Annotated in this window: 18 protein-coding genes; 11 read left to right on the top strand and 7 right to left on the bottom strand. The window is 72.4% G+C overall.

All coding sequences use genetic code 11. The features are described from left to right. Nucleotides 1-59 precede the first annotated feature (59 nt). Entirely contained in the window at nt 60-1,028 is a 969-nt protein-coding gene (locus OG852_RS08360) for an FAD-dependent oxidoreductase (protein WP_330347480.1), read from the bottom strand. 91 nt (nt 1,029-1,119) lie between these two features. On the opposite strand from OG852_RS08360, the gene OG852_RS08355 reads away from it, so the two are divergent. Then, nucleotides 1,120-2,760 (top strand): ABC-F family ATP-binding cassette domain-containing protein, encoded by a 1,641-nt coding sequence (locus OG852_RS08355; protein WP_133918181.1) that lies wholly within the window; start codon nt 1,120-1,122, stop codon nt 2,758-2,760. A gap of 158 nt (nt 2,761-2,918) precedes the next feature. On the opposite strand, the gene OG852_RS08350 is transcribed toward OG852_RS08355, so the two are convergent. Then, nucleotides 2,919-5,315 (bottom strand): Tex family protein, encoded by a 2,397-nt coding sequence (locus OG852_RS08350; RefSeq protein WP_133918182.1) that lies wholly within the window; start codon nt 5,313-5,315, stop codon nt 2,919-2,921. 79 nt (nt 5,316-5,394) lie between these two features. Continuing rightward, complete coding sequence (locus OG852_RS08345) at nt 5,395-5,526, bottom strand: LPFR motif small protein (RefSeq protein WP_330347479.1); 132 nt, start codon at nt 5,524-5,526, stop codon at nt 5,395-5,397. Between the two features lie 164 nt (nt 5,527-5,690). On the opposite strand from OG852_RS08345, the gene OG852_RS08340 reads away from it, so the two are divergent. Together OG852_RS08340 and OG852_RS08335 are read left to right on the top strand one after the other, a co-directional pair. Next, nucleotides 5,691-6,650 (top strand): GlxA family transcriptional regulator, encoded by a 960-nt coding sequence (locus OG852_RS08340; protein ID WP_133918183.1) that lies wholly within the window; start codon nt 5,691-5,693, stop codon nt 6,648-6,650. 48 nt (nt 6,651-6,698) lie between these two features. Beyond that, nucleotides 6,699-7,334 (top strand): DJ-1/PfpI family protein, encoded by a 636-nt coding sequence (locus tag OG852_RS08335; protein WP_330347478.1) that lies wholly within the window; start codon nt 6,699-6,701, stop codon nt 7,332-7,334. Here the strand turns inward: OG852_RS08335 and OG852_RS08330 are convergent. Then, entirely contained in the window at nt 7,321-8,073 is a 753-nt protein-coding gene (locus OG852_RS08330; RefSeq protein WP_133918185.1) for an enoyl-CoA hydratase/isomerase family protein, read from the bottom strand. The genes OG852_RS08335 and OG852_RS08330 overlap by 14 nt on opposite strands. A 270-nt stretch (nt 8,074-8,343) precedes the next feature. On the opposite strand from OG852_RS08330, the gene OG852_RS08325 reads away from it, so the two are divergent. Continuing rightward, a complete protein-coding gene (locus tag OG852_RS08325) occupies nt 8,344-8,862 on the top strand; it encodes an ATP-binding protein (protein ID WP_330351419.1) in 519 nt (172 codons plus the stop codon). A gap of 3 nt (nt 8,863-8,865) precedes the next feature. Here OG852_RS08325 and idi read toward each other — a convergent pair whose 3' ends face one another. The 3 genes from idi to galE form a co-directional block, all read right to left on the bottom strand. Further along, nucleotides 8,866-9,459 (bottom strand): isopentenyl-diphosphate Delta-isomerase, encoded by a 594-nt coding sequence (idi, locus tag OG852_RS08320; protein WP_133918186.1) that lies wholly within the window; start codon nt 9,457-9,459, stop codon nt 8,866-8,868. A gap of 197 nt (nt 9,460-9,656) precedes the next feature. Further along, nucleotides 9,657-10,598, bottom strand: a complete 942-nt coding sequence (locus OG852_RS08315) for a cation diffusion facilitator family transporter (protein ID WP_133918187.1) — start codon at nt 10,596-10,598, stop codon at nt 9,657-9,659. Between the two features lie 128 nt (nt 10,599-10,726). After that, a complete protein-coding gene (galE, locus tag OG852_RS08310) occupies nt 10,727-11,716 on the bottom strand; it encodes a UDP-glucose 4-epimerase GalE (RefSeq protein ID WP_330347477.1) in 990 nt (329 codons plus the stop codon). A 312-nt stretch (nt 11,717-12,028) separates the two neighbouring features. Between galE and OG852_RS08305 the strand changes: the two genes are divergently transcribed. From OG852_RS08305 to OG852_RS08275, 7 genes are all read left to right on the top strand, one after another. Beyond that, on the top strand, nt 12,029-13,828 hold the full coding sequence (locus OG852_RS08305; protein ID WP_133918189.1) for a DUF5941 domain-containing protein: 1,800 nt from the start codon (nt 12,029-12,031) through the stop codon (nt 13,826-13,828). Continuing rightward, the gene (locus OG852_RS08300; RefSeq protein WP_330347476.1) at nt 13,825-14,577 is read left to right on the top strand and encodes a phosphocholine cytidylyltransferase family protein; all 753 of its coding nucleotides are present in this window, start codon (nt 13,825-13,827) and stop codon (nt 14,575-14,577) included. The genes OG852_RS08305 and OG852_RS08300 overlap by 4 nt, the downstream gene beginning before the upstream one ends. Then, nucleotides 14,565-15,626, top strand: coding sequence for an iron-containing alcohol dehydrogenase family protein (locus tag OG852_RS08295; RefSeq protein WP_133918191.1), 1,062 nt, complete (start codon nt 14,565-14,567; stop codon nt 15,624-15,626). Before OG852_RS08300 ends, OG852_RS08295 begins: the two co-directional genes overlap by 13 nt. Next, nucleotides 15,604-16,383 (top strand): CDP-alcohol phosphatidyltransferase family protein, encoded by a 780-nt coding sequence (locus tag OG852_RS08290; RefSeq protein WP_330347475.1) that lies wholly within the window; start codon nt 15,604-15,606, stop codon nt 16,381-16,383. Before OG852_RS08295 ends, OG852_RS08290 begins: the two co-directional genes overlap by 23 nt. Before the next feature lie 32 nt (nt 16,384-16,415). Continuing rightward, nucleotides 16,416-17,261, top strand: a complete 846-nt coding sequence (locus OG852_RS08285; protein ID WP_133918202.1) for a glycosyltransferase family 2 protein — start codon at nt 16,416-16,418, stop codon at nt 17,259-17,261. A gap of 97 nt (nt 17,262-17,358) precedes the next feature. Further along, nucleotides 17,359-18,288, top strand: coding sequence for an ABC transporter permease (locus OG852_RS08280; protein ID WP_133918193.1), 930 nt, complete (start codon nt 17,359-17,361; stop codon nt 18,286-18,288). Further along, nucleotides 18,281-19,060, top strand: a complete 780-nt coding sequence (locus OG852_RS08275; RefSeq protein ID WP_133918194.1) for an ABC transporter ATP-binding protein — start codon at nt 18,281-18,283, stop codon at nt 19,058-19,060. Before OG852_RS08280 ends, OG852_RS08275 begins: the two co-directional genes overlap by 8 nt. Nucleotides 19,061-19,147 lie beyond the last annotated feature (87 nt).

Below are 19,147 nucleotides of genomic sequence, written 5' to 3'. Positions count from 1 at the left end.
TGCCTGCCCCACCTGCCACCGCGACATACCCACCCCCATACGAACCTGACCAGGCCCTACTAGGGCGTCGCAGTCGAGGGGGTGGCCAAGGTGGCCGCCTCCTCCGCGCAACCCCAGGCCACCGTCACGCCCGCGCCGCCGTGGCCGTAGTGGTGCACCAGGAGCCGTCCGTCCGGCAGCGTCGTCCGCTCCAGCCGCACCGCGGGCCGCACCGGGCGCAGGCCCACCCGGTGGTCCAGGATCCGTGCCCCGGCGACCTCGGGGCGCAGCTCCGCACAGCGCCGTACGATCCCCTCGGCGACCGCCGGGTCCGGGTCCATCGACCAGGCGTCGTCCTCGGCCGTACCGCCCAGCAGCAGTCGTCCCGGCTGCGGGAAGAGATACGCGGGCGCGCCGTCCCGGCCGGCGGAGACGATCCAGGTGTCGATGCCGGGGTTCTCCACGACGACGAGCTGGCCCCGCTGGGGCCGCACCGACAGGTCGCCGACCAGTTCCCGTGCGCCCAGGCCCGTGCAGTTGACGACGACCGGCGCCGCGGCCTCGGCCGGCTCGGTCGCCGTACGCTCCTCGACCGAGCCGCCCGCCCGCCGCAGCCGCTCCCGCAGCCACGGCAGATGCACCGCCATGTCGATCAGCGGCAGCCGCGCCCAGACGGCCGGCCCCGCCCCGTACTCCTCCTCGGTGGCCCGGCGCAGCACGGGCAGCCGGTCCGCGGCCCAGCTCTCGACGTCCGCGAGGTCCGTGTCACCCATCACCCCGTCGGCCAGCCGCACCCCGGTCTCCCCGGGCCGCTCGGCCAGCTCCGCGTACACCTCCAGCGAGCGCAGCGCCCAGCGCCGCGCCGACGCCATCGGCTCGATGTGGTACGGCCACCACAGCGCACCGGCCACGGCCGAGGTGGTGCGCTCCACCGGGTCCCGCGTCCACACCCGCACCCGCCGGCCGCGCTCGGCGAGGACCAGGGCGGTCGTCAGCCCGATGACCCCGCCGCCGATCACGACCACCTCGTCCTGCCCACGACTGTCCACGGGCGGACGGTAGCCGAGGGGAGGGGGGTACGGCGAGAGCGCCGATACCCGGGAGCCCGGTCCTCCCCGGGGCCACTAGGATCTACGACCTGTGACCGCCACCCTCGTCGTCAAGAACCTCGCCGCCGGACACGGCGACCGCTCCCTCTTCTCCGGGCTGGACCTCGTCGTCGCGCCCGGTGACGTGATCGGGCTGGTCGGTGCCAACGGCGCGGGCAAGTCCACGCTGCTCAGGCTGCTCGCCGGGCTCGTCGCGCCCGAGCAGGGCGAGCTCAGGCTCTCCCCGCCCACGGCGACCGTCGGCCATCTGCCCCAGGAGCCGGAGCGCCGCCCCGGCGAGTCCGTCCGGGAGTTCCTCGCCCGCCGCACCGGGGTCGCCGAGGCCCAGCGGACCATGGACGAGGCGACCCAGGCCCTGGTGGACGGCGCACCGGGGGCGGACGACGCGTACGCGACGAGCCTGGAGCGCTGGCTGGACCTCGGCGGCGCGGACCTCGACGAACGCGCCGAGGAGATCGCCGGCTCCCTGGGCCTCGGCGTGGGCCTGGACCAGCCGATGACGGCCCTGTCCGGCGGCCAGGCCGCCCGCGCGGGCCTCGCCTCGCTGCTGCTGTCCCGCTACGACGTCTTCCTCCTCGACGAGCCCACCAACGACCTCGACCTCGACGGCCTGGAGCGGCTCGAACGCTTCGTGACCGGGCTGCGCGCGGGCACCGTCGTCGTCAGCCACGACCGCGAGTTCCTCACACGCACCGTCACCAAGGTCCTCGAACTCGACCTCGCCCAGCAGCGGATCAACCTCTACGGCGGCGGCTACGACGCCTATCTGGAGGAGCGGGACGTGGCCCGCCGGCACGCGCGCGAGGACTACGAGGAGTACGCCGACAAGCGCGCCGCGCTCCAGGACCGCGCGCAGATGCAGCGTTCCTGGATGGACAAGGGCGTGAAGAACGCCCGCCGCAAGGCGAGCAACGACAACGACAAGATCGGCCGCAAGTTCCGCAGCGAGGCCAGCGAGAAGCAGGCCGCGAAGGCACGGCAGACCCAGCGCATGATCGAACGGCTGGAGGTCGTCGAGGAGCCCCGCAAGGAGTGGGATCTGCGGATGGAGATCGCCTCGGCCCCGCGCTCCGGCGCGGTCGTGGCCACGCTGCGGGAGGCGGAGGTACGGCGGGGGGACTTCACCTTCGGTCCGGTGACACTGCAGATCGACTGGGCGGACCGGGTCGCGGTCACCGGCGCGAACGGGGCGGGCAAGTCGACGCTGCTCGGCGCGCTGCTGGGACGCGTGCCGCTGGACGCGGGGCACGCGGCGCTCGGATCGGGGGTCCTGGTCGGCGAGGTCGACCAGGCGCGCAAGCTGTTCCACGGCTCGGAGTCCCTGCTGGACGCCTTCTGCGCGGCCGTACCCGACACCGAACCGGTCGAAGTGCGCACCCTGCTGGCCAAGTTCGGTCTGAAATCGGACCACGTCCTGCGTCCGGCGGCCACCCTGTCACCCGGGGAACGCACCCGCTCCGCCCTGGCCCTCCTCCAGGGGCGCGGCGTCAACCTCCTCGTCCTCGACGAGCCCACGAACCATCTCGACCTCCCGGCCATCGAACAGCTGGAGTCCGCCCTCGACGCCTATGAGGGCACGCTCCTGCTGGTCACCCACGACCGGCGCATGCTGGACGCGGTCCAGGTGACGCGCCGGCTGGAGGTGGCCTCCGGCAAGGTGACGGAACGCTAGGCGCTGGGCCGGAGCGGGGCGCGGCGGCCGCGGTTCGTCGGATGCGGGTGCGGGTGCGGGTGCGTTGTGGCTGGTCGCGCGGTTCCCCGCGCCCCTTTCGGGGCTTCGCCCCGGCGGGCGGGCCCCGGCAAGACACCAGGGCCCGTTCAGCGCCTCTCTCAGCTGCGGCCCTTCTTCGGGTCCAGGAGGCCCGCTCGGCGTAGGGCGTCGGCCATCGCGCTGTTGGCCGGGGGCGGGGTCTGGCGGGTGCCGGCGCCGCCGCGCTGGCCCCCGTTGCCGCCGCGGCGGTCGCCCTGCTGGCGCTGCTGCGGCGGGCGTCCGCCGCCCCGCTGGGGGCGGCCCCCGCCGGAGGAGCGGTCCTGGCCCTGGGGTGCCGCCTCGTCGTCCAGGCGGAGGGTGAGCGAGATCCGCTTGCGCGGGATGTCGACGTCGAGGACCTTCACCTTGACGATGTCACCCGGCTTGACCACGTCCCGCGGGTCCTTGACGAACGTCTTCGACAGCGCCGAGACATGCGCCAGCCCGTCCTGGTGGACGCCGACGTCGATGAACGCCCCGAAGGCCGCCACGTTCGTCACGACGCCCTCCAGGACCATCCCGGGCGCGAGGTCGGAGATCTTCTCCACGCCCTCCTTGAAGCTGGCCGTCTTGAAGGCGGGCCGCGGGTCGCGTCCCGGCTTCTCCAGCTCCTTGAGGATGTCGGTCACGGTCGGCAGACCGAAGGTGTCGTCCACGAAGTCCGCCGGCCGCAGCGAGCGCAGCGCCCCCGTGTTGCCGATGAGGGAGGCCACCTCCTGGCCGGAGGTCTTCACCATCCGCCGGACCACGGGATACGCCTCGGGGTGCACGCTGGAGGCGTCCAGCGGGTCGGAGCCGCCGCGGATCCGCAGGAAGCCCGCACACTGCTCGTACGCCTTGGGGCCGAGCCGCGGCACCTTCTTCAGCTCCGTACGCGACGTGAACGGCCCGTTGGCGTCCCGGTGCGCCACGATGTTCTCGGCGAGACCGGAGGTGATCCCGGAGACCCGGGCGAGCAGCGGCGCCGAGGCCGTGTTGACGTCCACGCCGACGCCGTTCACACAGTCCTCCACCACCGCGTCCAGCGAACGCGACAGCTTCACCTCGGACAGGTCGTGCTGGTACTGGCCGACGCCGATCGACTTCGGGTCGATCTTCACCAGCTCGGCGAGCGGGTCCTGCAGCCGGCGCGCGATGGAGACCGCGCCGCGCAGCGAGACGTCCATGTCGGGCAGCTCCTGCGAGGCGAACGCGGACGCCGAGTACACCGAGGCGCCCGCCTCGGACACCATCACCTTGGTGAGCTTCAGCTCCGGGTGCCTGGTGATCAGCTCGCCGGCGAGCTTGTCGGTCTCCCGGGACGCCGTGCCGTTGCCGATCGCGACCAGGTCGACCGCGTGCTCCTTCGCCAGCCGCGCCAGCTTCGCGAGCGCCTCGTCCCACTTGTTCGCGGGGACGTGCGGGTAGATGACGTCCGTCGCGACGACCTTGCCGGTCGCGTCGACCACGGCCACCTTCACCCCCGTACGGAAACCGGGGTCCAGACCCAGCGTCGCGCGCGTGCCGGCCGGCGCCGCGAGCAGCAGGTCGCGCAGGTTCGCCGCGAACACGTTGACCGCCTCGTCCTCGGCGGCCGTCCGCAGCCGCAGCCGCAGGTCGATGCCCAGGTGGACGAGGATGCGGGTCCGCCAGGCCCAGCGCACGGTGTCCGTCAGCCACTTGTCGCCCGGCCGCCCGCGCTCGGCGATGCCGAACCGCGACGCGACGATCCCCTCGTACGACGAGGGACCCTCCGTGGGCTCCTCCGGCTCCAGGACGAGGTCGAGGACCTCCTCCTTCTCACCGCGCAGCAGCGCCAGGATCCGGTGCGAGGGCAGCTCGGTGAACGGCTCGGCGAAGTCGAAGTAGTCGGCGAACTTCGCGCCCGCCTCCTCCTTGCCGTCGCGGACCTTCGCGGCGAGACGGCCGCGCACCCACATCCGCTCGCGCAGCTCGCCGATCAGGTCCGCGTCCTCCGAGAAGCGTTCGGTCAGGATCGCCCGCGCGCCCTCCAGCGCGGCCTGCGGATCGGCGACGCCCTTGTCGGCGTCGACGAACGCGGCCGCCGCCGCGAGCGGCTCCACGCCCGGATCCCCGAGCAGGCCCTCGGCCAGCGGCTCCAGACCCGCCTCGCGGGCGATCTGCGCCTTGGTGCGCCGCTTGGGCTTGTACGGCAGGTAGATGTCCTCCAGGCGCGCCTTCGTCTCGGCACCGCGGATCTGCGCCTCCAGGGCCTCGGTGAGCTTGCCCTGCTCGCGCACCGACTCCAGGATCGCCGTCCGCCGCTCCTCCAGCTCCCGCAGATAGCGCAGCCGCTCCTCGATCGTGCGCAGCTGCGCGTCGTCGAGCATCTCGGTCGCTTCCTTGCGGTAGCGGGCGATGAAGGGCACCGTCGAGCCGCCGTCCAGCAGCTCCACGGCGGCCTTGACCTGCCGTTCCCGTACGCCGAGCTCCTCGGCGATCCTGCCTTCGATGGACCCTACGAGGGGTGTGGTCACGACCCGTACCGCCTTCTCCACTGAGGTTGCGCGGCAATTGTGGCAGGTGGCACCGACAGTCGTGGCCCAGGGCGCGACATCAGGCCCTGCGGCTCCTCGCGCTGCCCGAGGCACCGCCGAAGAGCCGGGCCAGCGCCCGGAAGGGCAGCGTCACGACGGTGGCGACGGCACCACCGATCTGCCGCAGGACGTCAGCGATCGCACGGAACACGAACTTCCCCTTCCTCTGTTTTCTCTGTGCCTTTCCTCACCCGGCCTCACGGCCGGGGTGCTCCGAGTACCTCGGCCGGGCGCGGTCATGCCGCCCGCACCATGGCAGGAAAGGTGGGGAACTCGTCCTTGCCGCCCTCGGCCGGTCGGCGAAGAATCGTGTGCATGGCGCAGCGAACCGTCCTCGTCGTCCTGTTCGACGACGTCCAGAGCCTGGACGTCACCGGCCCCCTGGAGGTCTTCACGGGAGCCGAGCGCCACACACCGGGCTCCTACCGTGTCCGCACGGCCTCCCTGGACGGTTCCCCGGTCCGCACCTCCAGCGGGCTCACGCTCGTCCCGGACGAGGCCCTCACGCGGGCGCGTGTCCCGCACACCCTCGTGGTGCCGGGCGGCCGGGGGACCCGCCGGGACCTCCCGGAGCTCACCGACTGGCTGCGCGCCCACGCCCCGCGCGCGGAGCGCCTGGTGTCGGTGTGCACCGGCGCGATCCGGCTGGCCGCGGCCGGGTTGCTCGACGGGCGGCGGGTGACGACCCACTGGGCCTACTGCGACACCCTCGCCCGCGATCATCCAGCCGTCCGGGTCGAGCCCGATCCGATCTACGTCCGCGACGGTCACGTCTACACCTCGGCGGGCGTCACCTCCGGCATCGACCTGGCGCTCGCCCTGGTCGAGGAGGACCTCGGCCGGGACGCGGCGCTGGCCGTCGCCCGCCATCTGGTCGTCTTCCTGCGCAGGCCCGGCAACCAGGCCCAGTTCAGCGCCCAGCTCGCCGCCCAGACGGCCCGGCGCGAGCCGCTCAGGGAGGTCCAGCAGTGGATCACCGAGCACCCCGCCGCCGATCTGAGCGTGGGGGCGCTCGCCGCCCGTGCCCGGCTCTCGCCCCGCCATTTCGCCCGCGCGTTCCGGACCGACACCGGCATCACGCCCGGCCGTTACGTCGACCGGGTCCGCCTCGAACACGCCCGCCGTCTCCTGGAGGACAGCGCCGACGGCGTCGAGGAGATCTCCCGCGCCAGCGGCTACGGCACCCCCGAGGCCATGCGCCGCGCCTTCGTCAAGGCCCTGGGCACGGCCCCCGCGGAATACCGCCGCCGCTTCCGCCCGGCAACCCCCAGGTGAATCCCCGCGCAGCCACCACCACCCCGAACCCACCATGAGAGGACCCCGATGCAGATCGCGATCGTCGTCTACGACCGGTTCACCGCCCTGGACGCCGTGGGCCCCTACGAGGTCCTCGCCCGGGCCCCCGGCGCGGAGACCGTGTTCGTGTCCCTGCGGCCCGGTCCCGTCCGCGCCGACCGGGGGAGTCTCGCGGTCGTCGCCGAGCGGGCGCTGGGCGACGTACCGCGCCCGGATGTCGTGGTGGTCGCGGGCGGCCCGGGGCAGAGCGATCTGATGGGCCACGAGCCGCTCGCGGAGTGGCTGCGCGCCGCGGACGCGACCAGCACCTGGACGACCTCCGTGTGCACCGGCTCCCTGCTGCTGGCCGCCGCCGGACTCCTGCGGGGCCGCCGCGCCACCTCGCACTGGCTGGCCCTGGAGCAGCTCACCGCGTTCGGCGCCGAACCCACCGGCGAGCGGGTCGTGTTCGACGGCAAGTACGTCACCGCGGCCGGTGTCTCCTCCGGCATCGACATGGGGCTCGCCCTGCTCGGCCGGATCGCGGGCGACGACCACGCACGGGCCGTACAGCTCGCCACGGAGTACGACCCGCAGCCGCCCTACGACGCCGGCGCCCCGCACAAGGCGCCCTTGCACCTCGTCGACGCCCTGCGGGCCCGCAGCCGGTTCATCCTGGCGTGACGGTCCAGGTGAAGCGCGCCTCCCGGCGCTCCAGGAAGGCCGTGACGCCTTCCGCGGTCTCACCGCTCGCGCGGGCCTGGGCGGCCCAGTGGGCGTCCCGGTCGGTGCGGCCGTTCGCGAACTCCTTCGCGGCGGCCTGGGTGAGCTGGGAGCGCGTCACCAGGATGCGCGTGAACTCGGCGACCCGCTTGTCGAGTTCGTCCGAGGGCAGCACCTCGTCGACCAGACCGGTGCGCAGCGCCCGCTCGGTGTCGATCAACTCACCCGAGAACAGGAGGTACTTGGCGGTCGCCGGACCGACCAGCGCGACCAGCCGGCGGGTGGCCGTGGACGGATAGACGATCCCGAGATTCGCGGGCGTCACCCCGAACAGCGCGCCCTCCTCGGCGAACCGCAGGTCGCAGGCCGCCGCGAGCTGCGCGCCCCCGCCCACGCAGTGCCCCTTCACGGCCGCCAGCGTCGGCTTCGGGAACGCCGCGAGGGCCTCCTCCGCGCGCACGGCCAGCGTCTGCGCCTCCTCCGGCGACCCCTGGAGGGTGGAGATGTCGGCGCCCGCGCAGAACGTGCCGCCCGCGCCCGTCAGCACCAGCGCACGCACCGCCGGATCGGCGGCCAGCGCCTCCAGCAGCGGGGGCAGCGCGGCCCACATCGCGGCGGTCATGGCGTTGCGCTTCGCCGGATGGTGCAGGACGACGGTGGCGACCCCGTCGGTGACGCCGTGCAGCAGTTCGGGCTCCATGGCCCGGATGCTAGCGTCCGCGGGCCCGGCCCGGTCACGGCGGCCTCCGGGGACGAAACGGGCGAGGGGGTCGCCGAACCCGTACAACCCGAAGAGTGCGCGAAAACGGCACCGTCGGATCAGGAACGGTCACGCCCACGACCGCCCCGGGCGGAGACGGTCGGAAACGTTCGATAATCGCTGACTTCTGGTCAGTCCCGCGGGGCGGCACAGCTCGTTCCCAACACTCGACGTGTGGTGACAATCGAGCGCGAGGGTGGCGACCGGACGATGGACAACCACGGGCGCGGGCCCGACCCACGCCCAGAGGGCGGCGCGGACGCCCCTGTCGAGTCCGCGGCGGACCCCGAGCGGCCGCCGCTGCCCTACGAAGGCGTCTGGCGGTTCACCGCACCCGCCGTGGACGCCTCGGTGCCCCAGGCCCGGCACGCCGTACGGGACCTGCTGTTCCGCCAGGGCGTGCCCGTCTCGGAGGACCTGGTCCAGGGGCTCCTGCTGATCGTCTCGGAACTGGTCACCAACGCCGTCCGGCACGCGGCGCTGCTGTCGCCGACGCTCGCCGTGGAGGTGGCCGTCGGCGAAGAGTGGGTGCGGGTGGCCGTCGAGGACAACCACCCCTACCGCCCGACGGCCCTGGAGGCCGACCACGAGGAGACCAACGGCCGCGGGCTGCTCCTGGTGCGGGAGATCACCCGGGAGGCGGGCGGGGTGTGCGACGTCGAGCACACCTTTGGCGGCGGCAAGGTGATCTGGGCCGCCCTGCCGCTCAAACCGCTGCGGACGCCCTGAGGCTCACCAGCCGGCCGACGGCCCCGTCAGCTCCCGCACCGCGGGCCGGGCCGCGTCCAGCACGGTCATGAACCACGCGGAGAAGGTGTCCTTCGCGTGCCGCTCGGTCAGCTCGTCGGGTGTCACGAACGCCGTGTCGCCGACCTCCTCCGGGTCCGGCCGCAGCGGCGACTGCACCATCCCGACGAAGAGGTGGTTGTACTCCTGCTCCACCAGGCCCGACGCCGGGTCCGGGTGGTTGTAGCGGACCGTGCCCGCCTCCGCCATCAGCGACGGGGACACCCCGAGCTCCTCGAACGTGCGCCGCGCGGCCGCCGCGAACGGCGCCTCGCCGGGGTAGGGGTGACCGCAGCAGGTGTTGGACCACACACCGGGGGAGTGGTACTTGCCGAGTGCCCGCTGCTGGAGCAGCAGCCGGCCCCGCTCGTCGAAGAGGAACACGGAGAACGCGCGGTGCAGCCGGCCCGGCGGCTGGTGGGCCGCGAGCTTCTCCTCGGTGCCGATCGTCACGCCGTCCTCGTCGACCAGTTCCAGCAAGATCGCTTCCGTGGTGCCGCTCGACGAGCTGTGCGCAGCGGTGGCAGGTGTGATCGGCATACCCATCCTTAGCATCGGTCCTCGCGTCCCCAGTCTGCCGCACGCGCCCGGCCCGCCCGGCGCTTCACACGAACGCCGCGCCCGTCCCGCGCACGGCGGCGGGTCCCCGGGTGATCTTGCCCGGAGGCCCGGGCGAGGAACCGTCCTGAACGGCTGTGCGAATCGCCGGGGCTGTGCGGCGGCGCCGCGTCACCGGCTCAGTGGCACAGCCGTGCCTCGTGCTCCGCGTGGCCGACCGGCTCGAGCTGGAACGTGCAGTGCTCCACGTCGAAGTGGTCGCCGAGGCAGCCCTGCAACTCGTGCAGCATCTTCTCGTGGCCGATCGCGTTCAGCACGTCCGAGCGCACCACCACGTGCGCCGACAGCACCGGCATCCCCGAGGTGATCGTCCAGGCGTGCAGATCGTGCACGTCCTCCACCCCGTCCAGCGCGACGATATGGGCCCGCACCTCCGCCATGTCGACGTCCTTCGGCGCCGCCTCCAGCAGCACGTCGAGCGTCTCGCGCAGCAGCTTCACCGTGCGCGGCACGATCATCAGACCGATCACCAGCGAGGCGATCGGGTCGGCGTACTCCCAGCCGGTGGTCAGGATCACCACGGCCGAGATCAGCACCGCGACCGAGCCCAGCGCGTCCGCCGCCACCTCCAGGAACGCCCCGCGCACGTTCAGGCTCTCCGCCTGGCCGCGCATCAGCAGCGTGAGCGAGATCATGTTCGCGACCAGGCCGATGGCGCCGAACCAGATCATCAGCCCGCCCTCGGTGCCGGCCGGTGTGACGAACCGCTGCACCGCCTCGTACAGGACGTATCCGCCGACCCCGAGCAGCAGCAGACAGTTGGCGAGCGCGGCCAGGATCTCGGCGCGGGCGTAGCCGAAGGTGCGGTTGGTGCTCGCCGGGCGGTTCGCGAAGTGGATGGCGAGCAGCGCCATGCCGAGGCCCAGCGCGTCCGTCGCCATGTGCGCCGCGTCCGCGATCAGCGCGAGGGAGTCCGCGAGGAGTCCGCCGACGATCTCGACCACCATGACGCCGAGCGTGATCGCCAGCGCCACGCGCAGTCTGCCGCGGTACGCCGCCGCGGCCGTACCGGTGGCCGGCGCGTGCGTGTGTCCGTGGCCGTGGTCGTGCCCAGCCCCCATGGGAAGCACCCTCCTGTGGTCGCCCGGGATCACAGTGAACTACGGGTGGGGGGTATCCGGCAACGCGGCACTGAACACCGTTGTCATGTGCCCTGACCTGCGCAAACGAACCGCAGGTCAGGGCAGCCTCAGTGGGTGCTCGGCCGCTCGGCCGCTCGGCCCCGGTGGAGCCGCCAGCCCTGCCAGGCCGACTCCACCATCTCGCGCACCCCGCGCCGGGCCGTCCAGCCGAGCTCCCGTGCGGCCCGCTCCGCCGAGGCGACCGCGCGCGGCGCGTCCCCCGGGCGGCGCCCCTCGACGACCGCGGGCCGCCCGTCGCCCGTCACCTCGCCGATCAGCGTGACCAGCTCGCGCACCGAGACCCCCTCCCCGCGCCCGATGTTCACGGTGAGGTCGTCCCCGTCGCCGGCGGGCCGGCGGGCCGCCGCGAGATGCGCCTCGGCGAGGTCGGCGACATGGATGTAGTCCCGTACACAGGTGCCGTCCGGCGTCGGGTAGTCGTCGCCGAAGATCCGCGGGGCCTCGTCGCGGGTCAGCCGGTCGAAGACCATCGGCACGATGTTGAACACCCCGGTGTCGGCCAGCTCCGGCTCCGCGGCGCCGGCCACGTTGAAGTAGCGCAGACACGTCGTGGAGAAGCCGTGCGCCCGCCCGGCCGCCCGCACCAGCCACTCACCGGCGAGCTTGGTCTCGCCGTAGGGGTTCACCGGGGCGCAGGGGGTGTCCTCCGTGATGAGGTCCACGTCGGGATTGCCGTACACGGCCGCGGACGAGGAGAACACGAACCGCCGCACCCCCGCCTCGGCCACCGCCTCCAGGAGCGTCGCCAGACCGCCGACGTTCTCCCGGTAGTAGCGGGTGGGCCGCGCCACCGACTCGGCGACCTGCTTGTGCGCGGCCAGGTGCACCACTCCGGTCACCGTGTGCCCGGCCAGGACCTCCTTGAGCAGGGCGGCGTCCAGCGACGAGCCCCGCACCAGCTCCACGTCCGCGGGCAGCCGGGCCGGGACCCCGGCCGAGAGGTCGTCCAGGACGACGACGCGCTCCCCGGCGCCCGTCATGGCCCGCGCCACATGGGCCCCTATGTATCCGGCTCCGCCGGTGATCAGCCACGTCATGGCCGCCCACCCTATGTCGAGGCCCCGCGCCGCCCGTAATGCCCCCGATGTCCTGCCCGGTCGCGTGCCGAGGACCCCGCGGTTTGTGGGGCGGGCCGCCGATCGATGATGATGATCTCGGCAAAGGCCGGTTCGCACCGTGCCGCCGAACCGCGTTGATCGGAGCTGAACGGCCGGTGAACACGGCCTTCCCGGCATCCGATAGCCTCTGCCGACATGCCGCCCGCCCGGCCCCGACCGGGGCAGGCCGAGGGCGCCTCCATCGTGTACACGACCGGCGCGGACGCGTCGGGACCCAGGGAGTGAGTTCGGTTGCCGACCGCCATCCTCACCGGTCAGCCGGTCCCCGGATCGTCGATCGAGGGCGACCTGCGCTCCCTCGGCTTCGACGTCCGGCAGGCCGCCGACGCCGCCGACACCGCGGAGCTGCTGGCCGAGGTGCCGGCCCGGGAACGGGTCGCCCTCGTCGACGCCGGCTTCGTCGGTCATGTGCACGCCCTGCGCCTCGGGCTCACCGACCCGCGCTTCCCGCTCGCCGCGATCCCGGGCGCCCTCACCGCGCAGGCGGCGGGCCGGCCGGCCCTGACCCGCGCGCTGGCCCACGAGAACTCCGCGAGCGGCGGCACCGCCCTCGCCGTGGACAGCCTCGCCGACCGTGTCGTCACCGCCCTCGACACCGACGGCGAGGGCGTCCACCGCCCCGAGCTGGGCAGCCTGGTCGCCGAGGTCCCCGCCGACCCCCAGGCCCGCAACGAGGCACGGCAGGCCGTCGCCTCCGTCGACGACGAGGCCGTACGTCTGAAGTCGGCCGTGAAGGCCCGCGACGGCTTCTTCACCACCTTCTGCGTCAGCCCGTACTCCCGCTACATCGCCCGCTGGTGCGCCCGCCGGGGCCTGACCCCCAACCAGGTCACCACCGCCTCCCTGATCACCGCGCTGATCGCGGCGGCGTGCGCGGCCACCGGCACCCGGGGCGGGTTCGTCGCGGCCGGCGTCCTGCTCATCGCGTCCTTCGTCCTGGACTGCACCGACGGCCAGCTCGCCCGCTACTCCCTGCAGTACTCCACGCTCGGCGCCTGGCTCGACGCCACCTTCGACCGGATCAAGGAGTACGCCTACTACGCCGGCCTCGCCCTCGGAGCGGCCCGCGGCGGCGACGACGTCTGGGCCCTCGCGCTCGGCGCGATGATCCTTCAGACCTGCCGGCACGTGGTCGACTTCTCCTTCAACGAGGCCAACCACGACGCCACCGCCAACACCAGCCCCACCGCCGCCCTCTCCGACAAGCTCGACAGCGTCGGCTGGACGGTCTGGCTGCGGCGGATGATAGTCCTGCCCATCGGCGAACGATGGGCCATGATCGCCGTCCTGACGGCCGCGACGACCCCCCGCGTCACCTTCTACGCGCTCCTCGTCGGCTGCGCCTTCGCGGCGACCTACACCACGGCCGGGCGGGTGCTGCGCTCGGTGACCCGCAAGGCCAGGCGCACCGACCGGGCGGCGCAGGCGCTGGCGGACCTCGCGGACAACGGCCCGCTGGCCGCCTTCGTGGGGAAGTGGCGCAGCCCGAACACCCGCTTCTACCCGAACTCTCCCGTCCTGTCGGCGGCGGTCGGCTTCGTCGCCCTCCTCGCGAACGTCCTGTCCGGCGGCACCGGGGCGGCTGTCGTCGGCGCGGTCGTCTACGCCGTCACCTCCGGCCTCGCGCTGTCCCAGCCCCTCAAGGGCGCCCTCGACTGGCTCGTCCCCCCGCTCTTCCGGGCCGGCGAGTACCTCACCGTGCTGATCCTCGCGGCGAAATCCGGGGTGAACGGAGCCCTTCCCGCGGCTTTCGGGCTGGTGGCCGCCGTCGCCTACCATCACTACGACACGGTGTACCGCATCCGCGGCAACGCCGGAGCGCCGCCGGCCTGGCTGGTGCGCGCCGTAGGGGGGCAGGAGGGGCGGACACTGCTCGTCGCGGTGCTGGCCGCGCTGCTCACCGCCCCGCAGTTCGAGGTCGCGCTCACGGTCCTGGCCGTGGCCGTCGCCCTCGTGGTGCTCGTCGAGAGCATCCGCTTCTGGGTGTCCGCAGGGGCCCCCGCCGTACACGACGAAGGAGAACCCGCATGATCGGCCTCGTGCTGGCGGCCGGCGCCGGACGGCGTCTGCGCCCCTACACCGACAGCCTGCCCAAGGCGCTGGTGCCGGTGGGGCCCGCGGGCATAGAGGGCGAGCCCACGGTCCTGGACCTGACCCTCGGCAACTTCGCCGAGATCGGGCTGACCCAGGTCGCGGTCGTCGTCGGCTACCGCAAGGAGGCCGTGTACGCGCGCAAGGAGGCCCTGGAGGCCACGTACGGCCTCAAGCTCACCCTGATCGACAACGACAAGGCCGAGGAGTGGAACAACGCCTACTCCCTGTGGTGCGCCCGTGACGCACTCAAGGACGGCGTGATCCTCGCCAACGGCGACACCGTGCACCCGGTCTCCGTCGAGAAGACCCTGCTCGCGGCGCGCGACGAGGCCAAGCGGATCATTCTGGCCGTGGACACCGTGAAGCCCCTCGCGGACGAGGAGATGAAGGTCGTCGTCGACCCCGACCTGGGTGTCCAGAGGATCACCAAGCTGATGGACCCCGCCGAGGCCACCGGCGAGTACATCGGTGTCACGCTCATCGAGGGCACCGCCGCCGAGGAACTGGCCGACGCGCTGAAGGCCGTGTGGGAGACCGACCCGCAGCAGTTCTACGAGCACGGTTACCAGCACCTCGTCGACGCGGGCTTCACCATCGACGCGGCGCCGATCGGCGACGTCAAGTGGGTCGAGATCGACAACCACGACGACCTCGCCCGCGGACGGGAGATCGCGTGCCAGTACTGACCCGGCTCATCCCGTCACCGGTCGTCGTCGACATCCGCCCGGGTGCCCTCGACGACCTCGGATGCGTCCTCGCCGACGAGCGCATCTCGCACTCCGGCAAGCTCGCCGTCGCCGTCAGCGGCGGCTCGGGCTCCCGGCTGCGCGAGCGGCTCACGCCCCTGCTGCCCGGCGCCACCTGGTACGAGGTCGGCGGCGGCACCCTCGACGACGCGGTCCGGCTGGCCGGCGACATAAAGGCCGGCCACTACGACGCCGTGGTGGGCCTCGGCGGCGGCAAGATCATCGACTGCGCCAAGTTCGCCGCGGCACGGGTCGGCCTCCCCCTGGTCGCCGTGCCCACGAACCTCGCGCACGACGGCCTGTGCTCCCCGGTCGCCACCCTCGACAACGACGCGGGCCGCGGCTCCTACGGGGTGCCCAACCCGATCGCCGTCGTGATCGACCTGGACGTCATCCGCGAGGCCCCGGTGCGGTTCGTGCGCGCCGGCATCGGCGACGCGGTGTCGAACATCTCGGCCATCGCGGACTGGGAGCTCGCCCACCGCGTCAAGGGCGAGAAGATCGACGGCCTCGCCGCCGCGATCGCCCGCCAGGCCGGCGAGGCGGTGCTGCGCCACCCCGGCGGCATCGGCGACACCGGCTTCCTCCAGGTACTGGCCGAGGCGCTGGTCCTCAGCGGTATCGCCATGTCGGTGTCGGGCGACTCCCGCCCGTCCTCCGGCGCCTGCCACGAGATCAACCACGCCTTCGACCTGCTCTTCCCCAAGCGCGCCGCCGCCCACGGCGAGCAGTGCGGCCTCGGCGCCGCCTTCGCGATGTACCTCCGCGGAGCCCACGAGGAGGCGGTGTACATGGCGGAGGTGCTCCGGCGCCACGGACTGCCGGTACTGCCGGAGGAGATCGGCTTCACCGTGGACGAGTTCGTCCGCGTGGTGGAGTTCGCCCCCGAGACCCGGCCGGGCCGCTACACGATCCTCGAACACCTCGACCTCAAGACCGAACAGATCAAGGACGTCTACGCCGACTATGTCAAGGCCATCGGTAGCTGAACTCAGACCGGTCGTCCACCCCCCGGGGGTGAAGGACCGGCGCAGCGGTGAGCACTGGATGGGACGCCTCTACATGCGTGAGGTGTCCCTGCGGGTGGACCGCTACCTGGTCAACACCAGGGTCACGCCCAACCAGCTCACGTACCTGATGACCGTCTTCGGCGTGCTCTCGGCCCCGGCACTGCTCGTGCCGGGGATCCCGGGCGCCGTCCTCGGCGTGCTCTGCGTCCAGCTCTACCTGCTGCTGGACTGCGTCGACGGTGAGATCGCGCGCTGGAAGAAGATGTACTCGCTGAACGGGGTCTACCTCGACCGCGTCGGCGCGTACCTGACCGACGCCGCCGTGCTGGTCGGCCTCGGGCTGCGCGCCGCCGACCTGTGGGGCAGCGGCCGGATCGACTGGCTGTGGGCCTTCCTCGGCACCCTGGCCGCGCTCGGCGCGATCCTGATCAAGGCCGAGACCGACCTGGTCGGCGTCGCCCGCCACCAGACCGGCAAGCCGCCGGTCCAGGAGGCCGCCGCCGAGATGCGCTCCTCCGGCATGGCGCTGGCCCGCCGGGCCGCCGCCGCGCTGAAGTTCCACCGGCTGATCCTCGGCATCGAGGCGTCCCTGCTGATCCTGGCCCTGGCGGTCGTCGACCAGATCCGCGGCGACCTCTTCCTCACCCGGCTCGGCGTCGCCGTCCTCGCGGGCATCGCCGTGCTCCAGACCCTGCTGCACCTGGTGTCGATCCTCGCGTCGAGCAGGCTCAAGTGAGCGGCCTGAAGGTCGGGGCGGTGATCATCACCATGGGCAACCGCCCCGACGAGCTCAGGGCCCTGATCGACTCGGTCGCCAAGCAGGACGGCGACCCGGTCCGGGTCGTCGTGGTCGGCAACGGCTCGCCCGTCCCGGACGTCCCCGAGGGCGTGCGCACGGTCGAGCTGCCCGAGAACCTGGGCATCCCCGGCGGCCGCAACGTCGGCATCGAGGCCTTCGGCCCCGCCGGCCGGGACGTCGACGTCCTGCTCTTCCTGGACGACGACGGCCTGCTGGCCCACCACGACACCGCCGAACTGTGCCGGCGGGCCTTCGAGGCCGACCCGCGGCTCGGCATCGTCAGCTTCCGCATCGCCGACCCGGACACCGGCGTCACCCAGCGCCGGCACGTCCCGCGGCTGCGGGCCTCCGACCCGATGCGCTCCTCCCGGGTCACCACCTTCCTCGGCGGCGCCAACGCCGTCCGTACGAAGGTCTTCGCGGAGGTGGGCGGACTGCCGGACGAGTTCTTCTACGCCCACGAGGAGACGGACCTGGCGTGGCGGGCCCTCGACGCGGGCTGGATGATCGACTACCGGTCCGACATGGTGCTGTACCACCCCACGACCGCCCCCTCGCGGCACGCGGTCTACCACCGCATGGTGGCCCGCAACCGGGTCTGGCTGGCCCGGCGCAATCTGCCCGCCGTGCTGGTCCCCGTCTATCTCGGGGTGTGGCTGCTGCTGACCCTGGCCCGGCGGCCCTCGCGGTCCGCGCTGAAGGCGTGGCTCGGCGGTTTCCGGGAAGGCTGGACCACACCGTGCGGGCCGCGCAGGCCCATGAAGTGGCGTACGGTGTGGCGGCTGACCCGACTGGGCCGCCCCCCGGTCATCTGACAAGCTCGTCCCAGAGGGCTCCCGGCCGCACCGCGAGTCCCCGGCTCATGCCAGCCCCGTCAAGGCTGTGCATCGCGAAGACGAAAGTTTCCTACTTGTGAGTGAGACAACGCATGACGGCGGAGTCGCGGTGAGTGCACCTCCGTCGCCCGACCAGGGCCTCACGGCCGCACAGCTCGCCGCCAAGTACGGGCTGGCCGTGAGCGGCGCCCGTCCCGCGGTGCGGGAGTACGTCCGCCAGCTCTGGGGACGCCGGCACTTCATCCTGGCGTTCTCCCGGGCGAAGCTGACCGCGCAGTACAGCCAGGCCAAGCTCGGCCAGCTGTGGCAGGTGGCGACCCCGCTGCTGAACGCGTTCGTGTACTTCATGATCTTCGGTGTGCTGCTCAACGCCAGCCGCGGCATGTCCAAGGACGTGTACATCCCGTTCCTGGTCACGGGCGTCTTCGTGTTCACCTTCACCCAGAGCTCCGTGATGAGCGGGGTCCGGGCGATCTCCGGCAACCTCGGTCTGGTGCGCGCGCTGCACTTCCCGCGCGCCTCCCTGCCGATCTCCTTCGCGCTCCAGCAGCTCCAGCAGCTGCTGTACTCGATGCTGGTGATGTTCGTCGTCGTGATCGGCTTCGGCAGCTATCCGGACGCCTCCTGGGCGCTGATCGTGCCGGTGCTGGTCCTGCAGTTCGCCTTCAACACCGGACTGGCGCTGATCTTCGCCCGGGCCGGAGCGAAGACCCCCGACCTCGCCCAGCTCATGCCGTTCGTGATGCGGACCTGGATGTACGCCTCCGGCGTGATGTTCTCCATCCCCGTCTTCCTCGCCGACAAGCCGCAGTGGGTGGCCAACGTCCTGCAGTGGAACCCGGCCGCGATCTACATGGACCTCATGCGCTTCGCGCTCATCGAGGAGTACGGCGCCGAGAACCTCCCCGACCACGTCTGGGCCGTCGCCGGCGGCTGGGCCGTGCTGCTCGCGGTCGGCGGCTTCCTGTACTTCTGGAAGGCGGAGGAGAGGTACGGCCGTGGCTGACCAGGTACCCGGGCAGCGGATCCCCACCGTCATCGCCGACGACGTGCACATCGTCTACCGCGTCAACGGCGCCAAGACCGGCAAGGGCAGCGCCACCGCCGCCCTCAGCCGGATCGTCAAGCGCGGCGAGGAACGCGGCGTGCGCAAGGTGCACGCCGTACGGGGCGTCTCCTTCGTCGCCTACCGGGGCGAGGCCATCGGTCTGATCGGCTCCAACGGCTCCGGCAAGTCCACGCTGCTGCGCGCCATCGCCGGACTGCTGCCGCCGGAGAGCGGCAAGGTCTACACCGACGGCCAGCCCTCGCTGCTCGGCGTCAACGCGGCCCTGATGAACGACCTCACCGGCGAGCGCAACGTCATCCTCGGCGGCCTCGCCATGGGCATGTCCCGGGAGCAGATCAAGGAGCGCTACCAGGAGATCGTCGACTTCTCCGGCATCAACGAGAAGGGCGACTTCATCACCCTGCCGATGCGCACCTACTCCTCCGGCATGGCGGCCCGGCTGCGGTTCTCCATCGCCGCCGCCAAGGACCACGACGTCCTGATGATCGACGAGGCCCTGGCCACCGGCGACCGCAAGTTCCAGAAGCGCTCCGAGGAACGCATCCGGGAGCTGCGCAAGCACGCGGGCACGGTGTTTCTGGTCAGCCACAGCAACAAGTCGATCCGCGACACCTGCGACCGCGTCCTGTGGCTGGAACGCGGCGAACTGCGCCTGGACGGACCGACCGAAGAGGTCCTCAAGGAGTACGAGAAGTTCACGGGCAAGTAACCCCGGACGGACCCGGGCCCTGCCGGAACTGACCGGTGGGGCCCCGCGTCTGCAAAGGAAACGTCAACTCCTGCGCGGCGTAGGAAT

This window comes from Streptomyces sp. NBC_00582 (assembly GCF_036345155.1).
Taxonomy (GTDB): domain Bacteria; phylum Actinomycetota; class Actinomycetes; order Streptomycetales; family Streptomycetaceae; genus Streptomyces.
The sequence above is the reverse complement of the archived record's forward strand: the minus strand, read 5'-3'. Positions and strand labels throughout refer to the sequence as shown.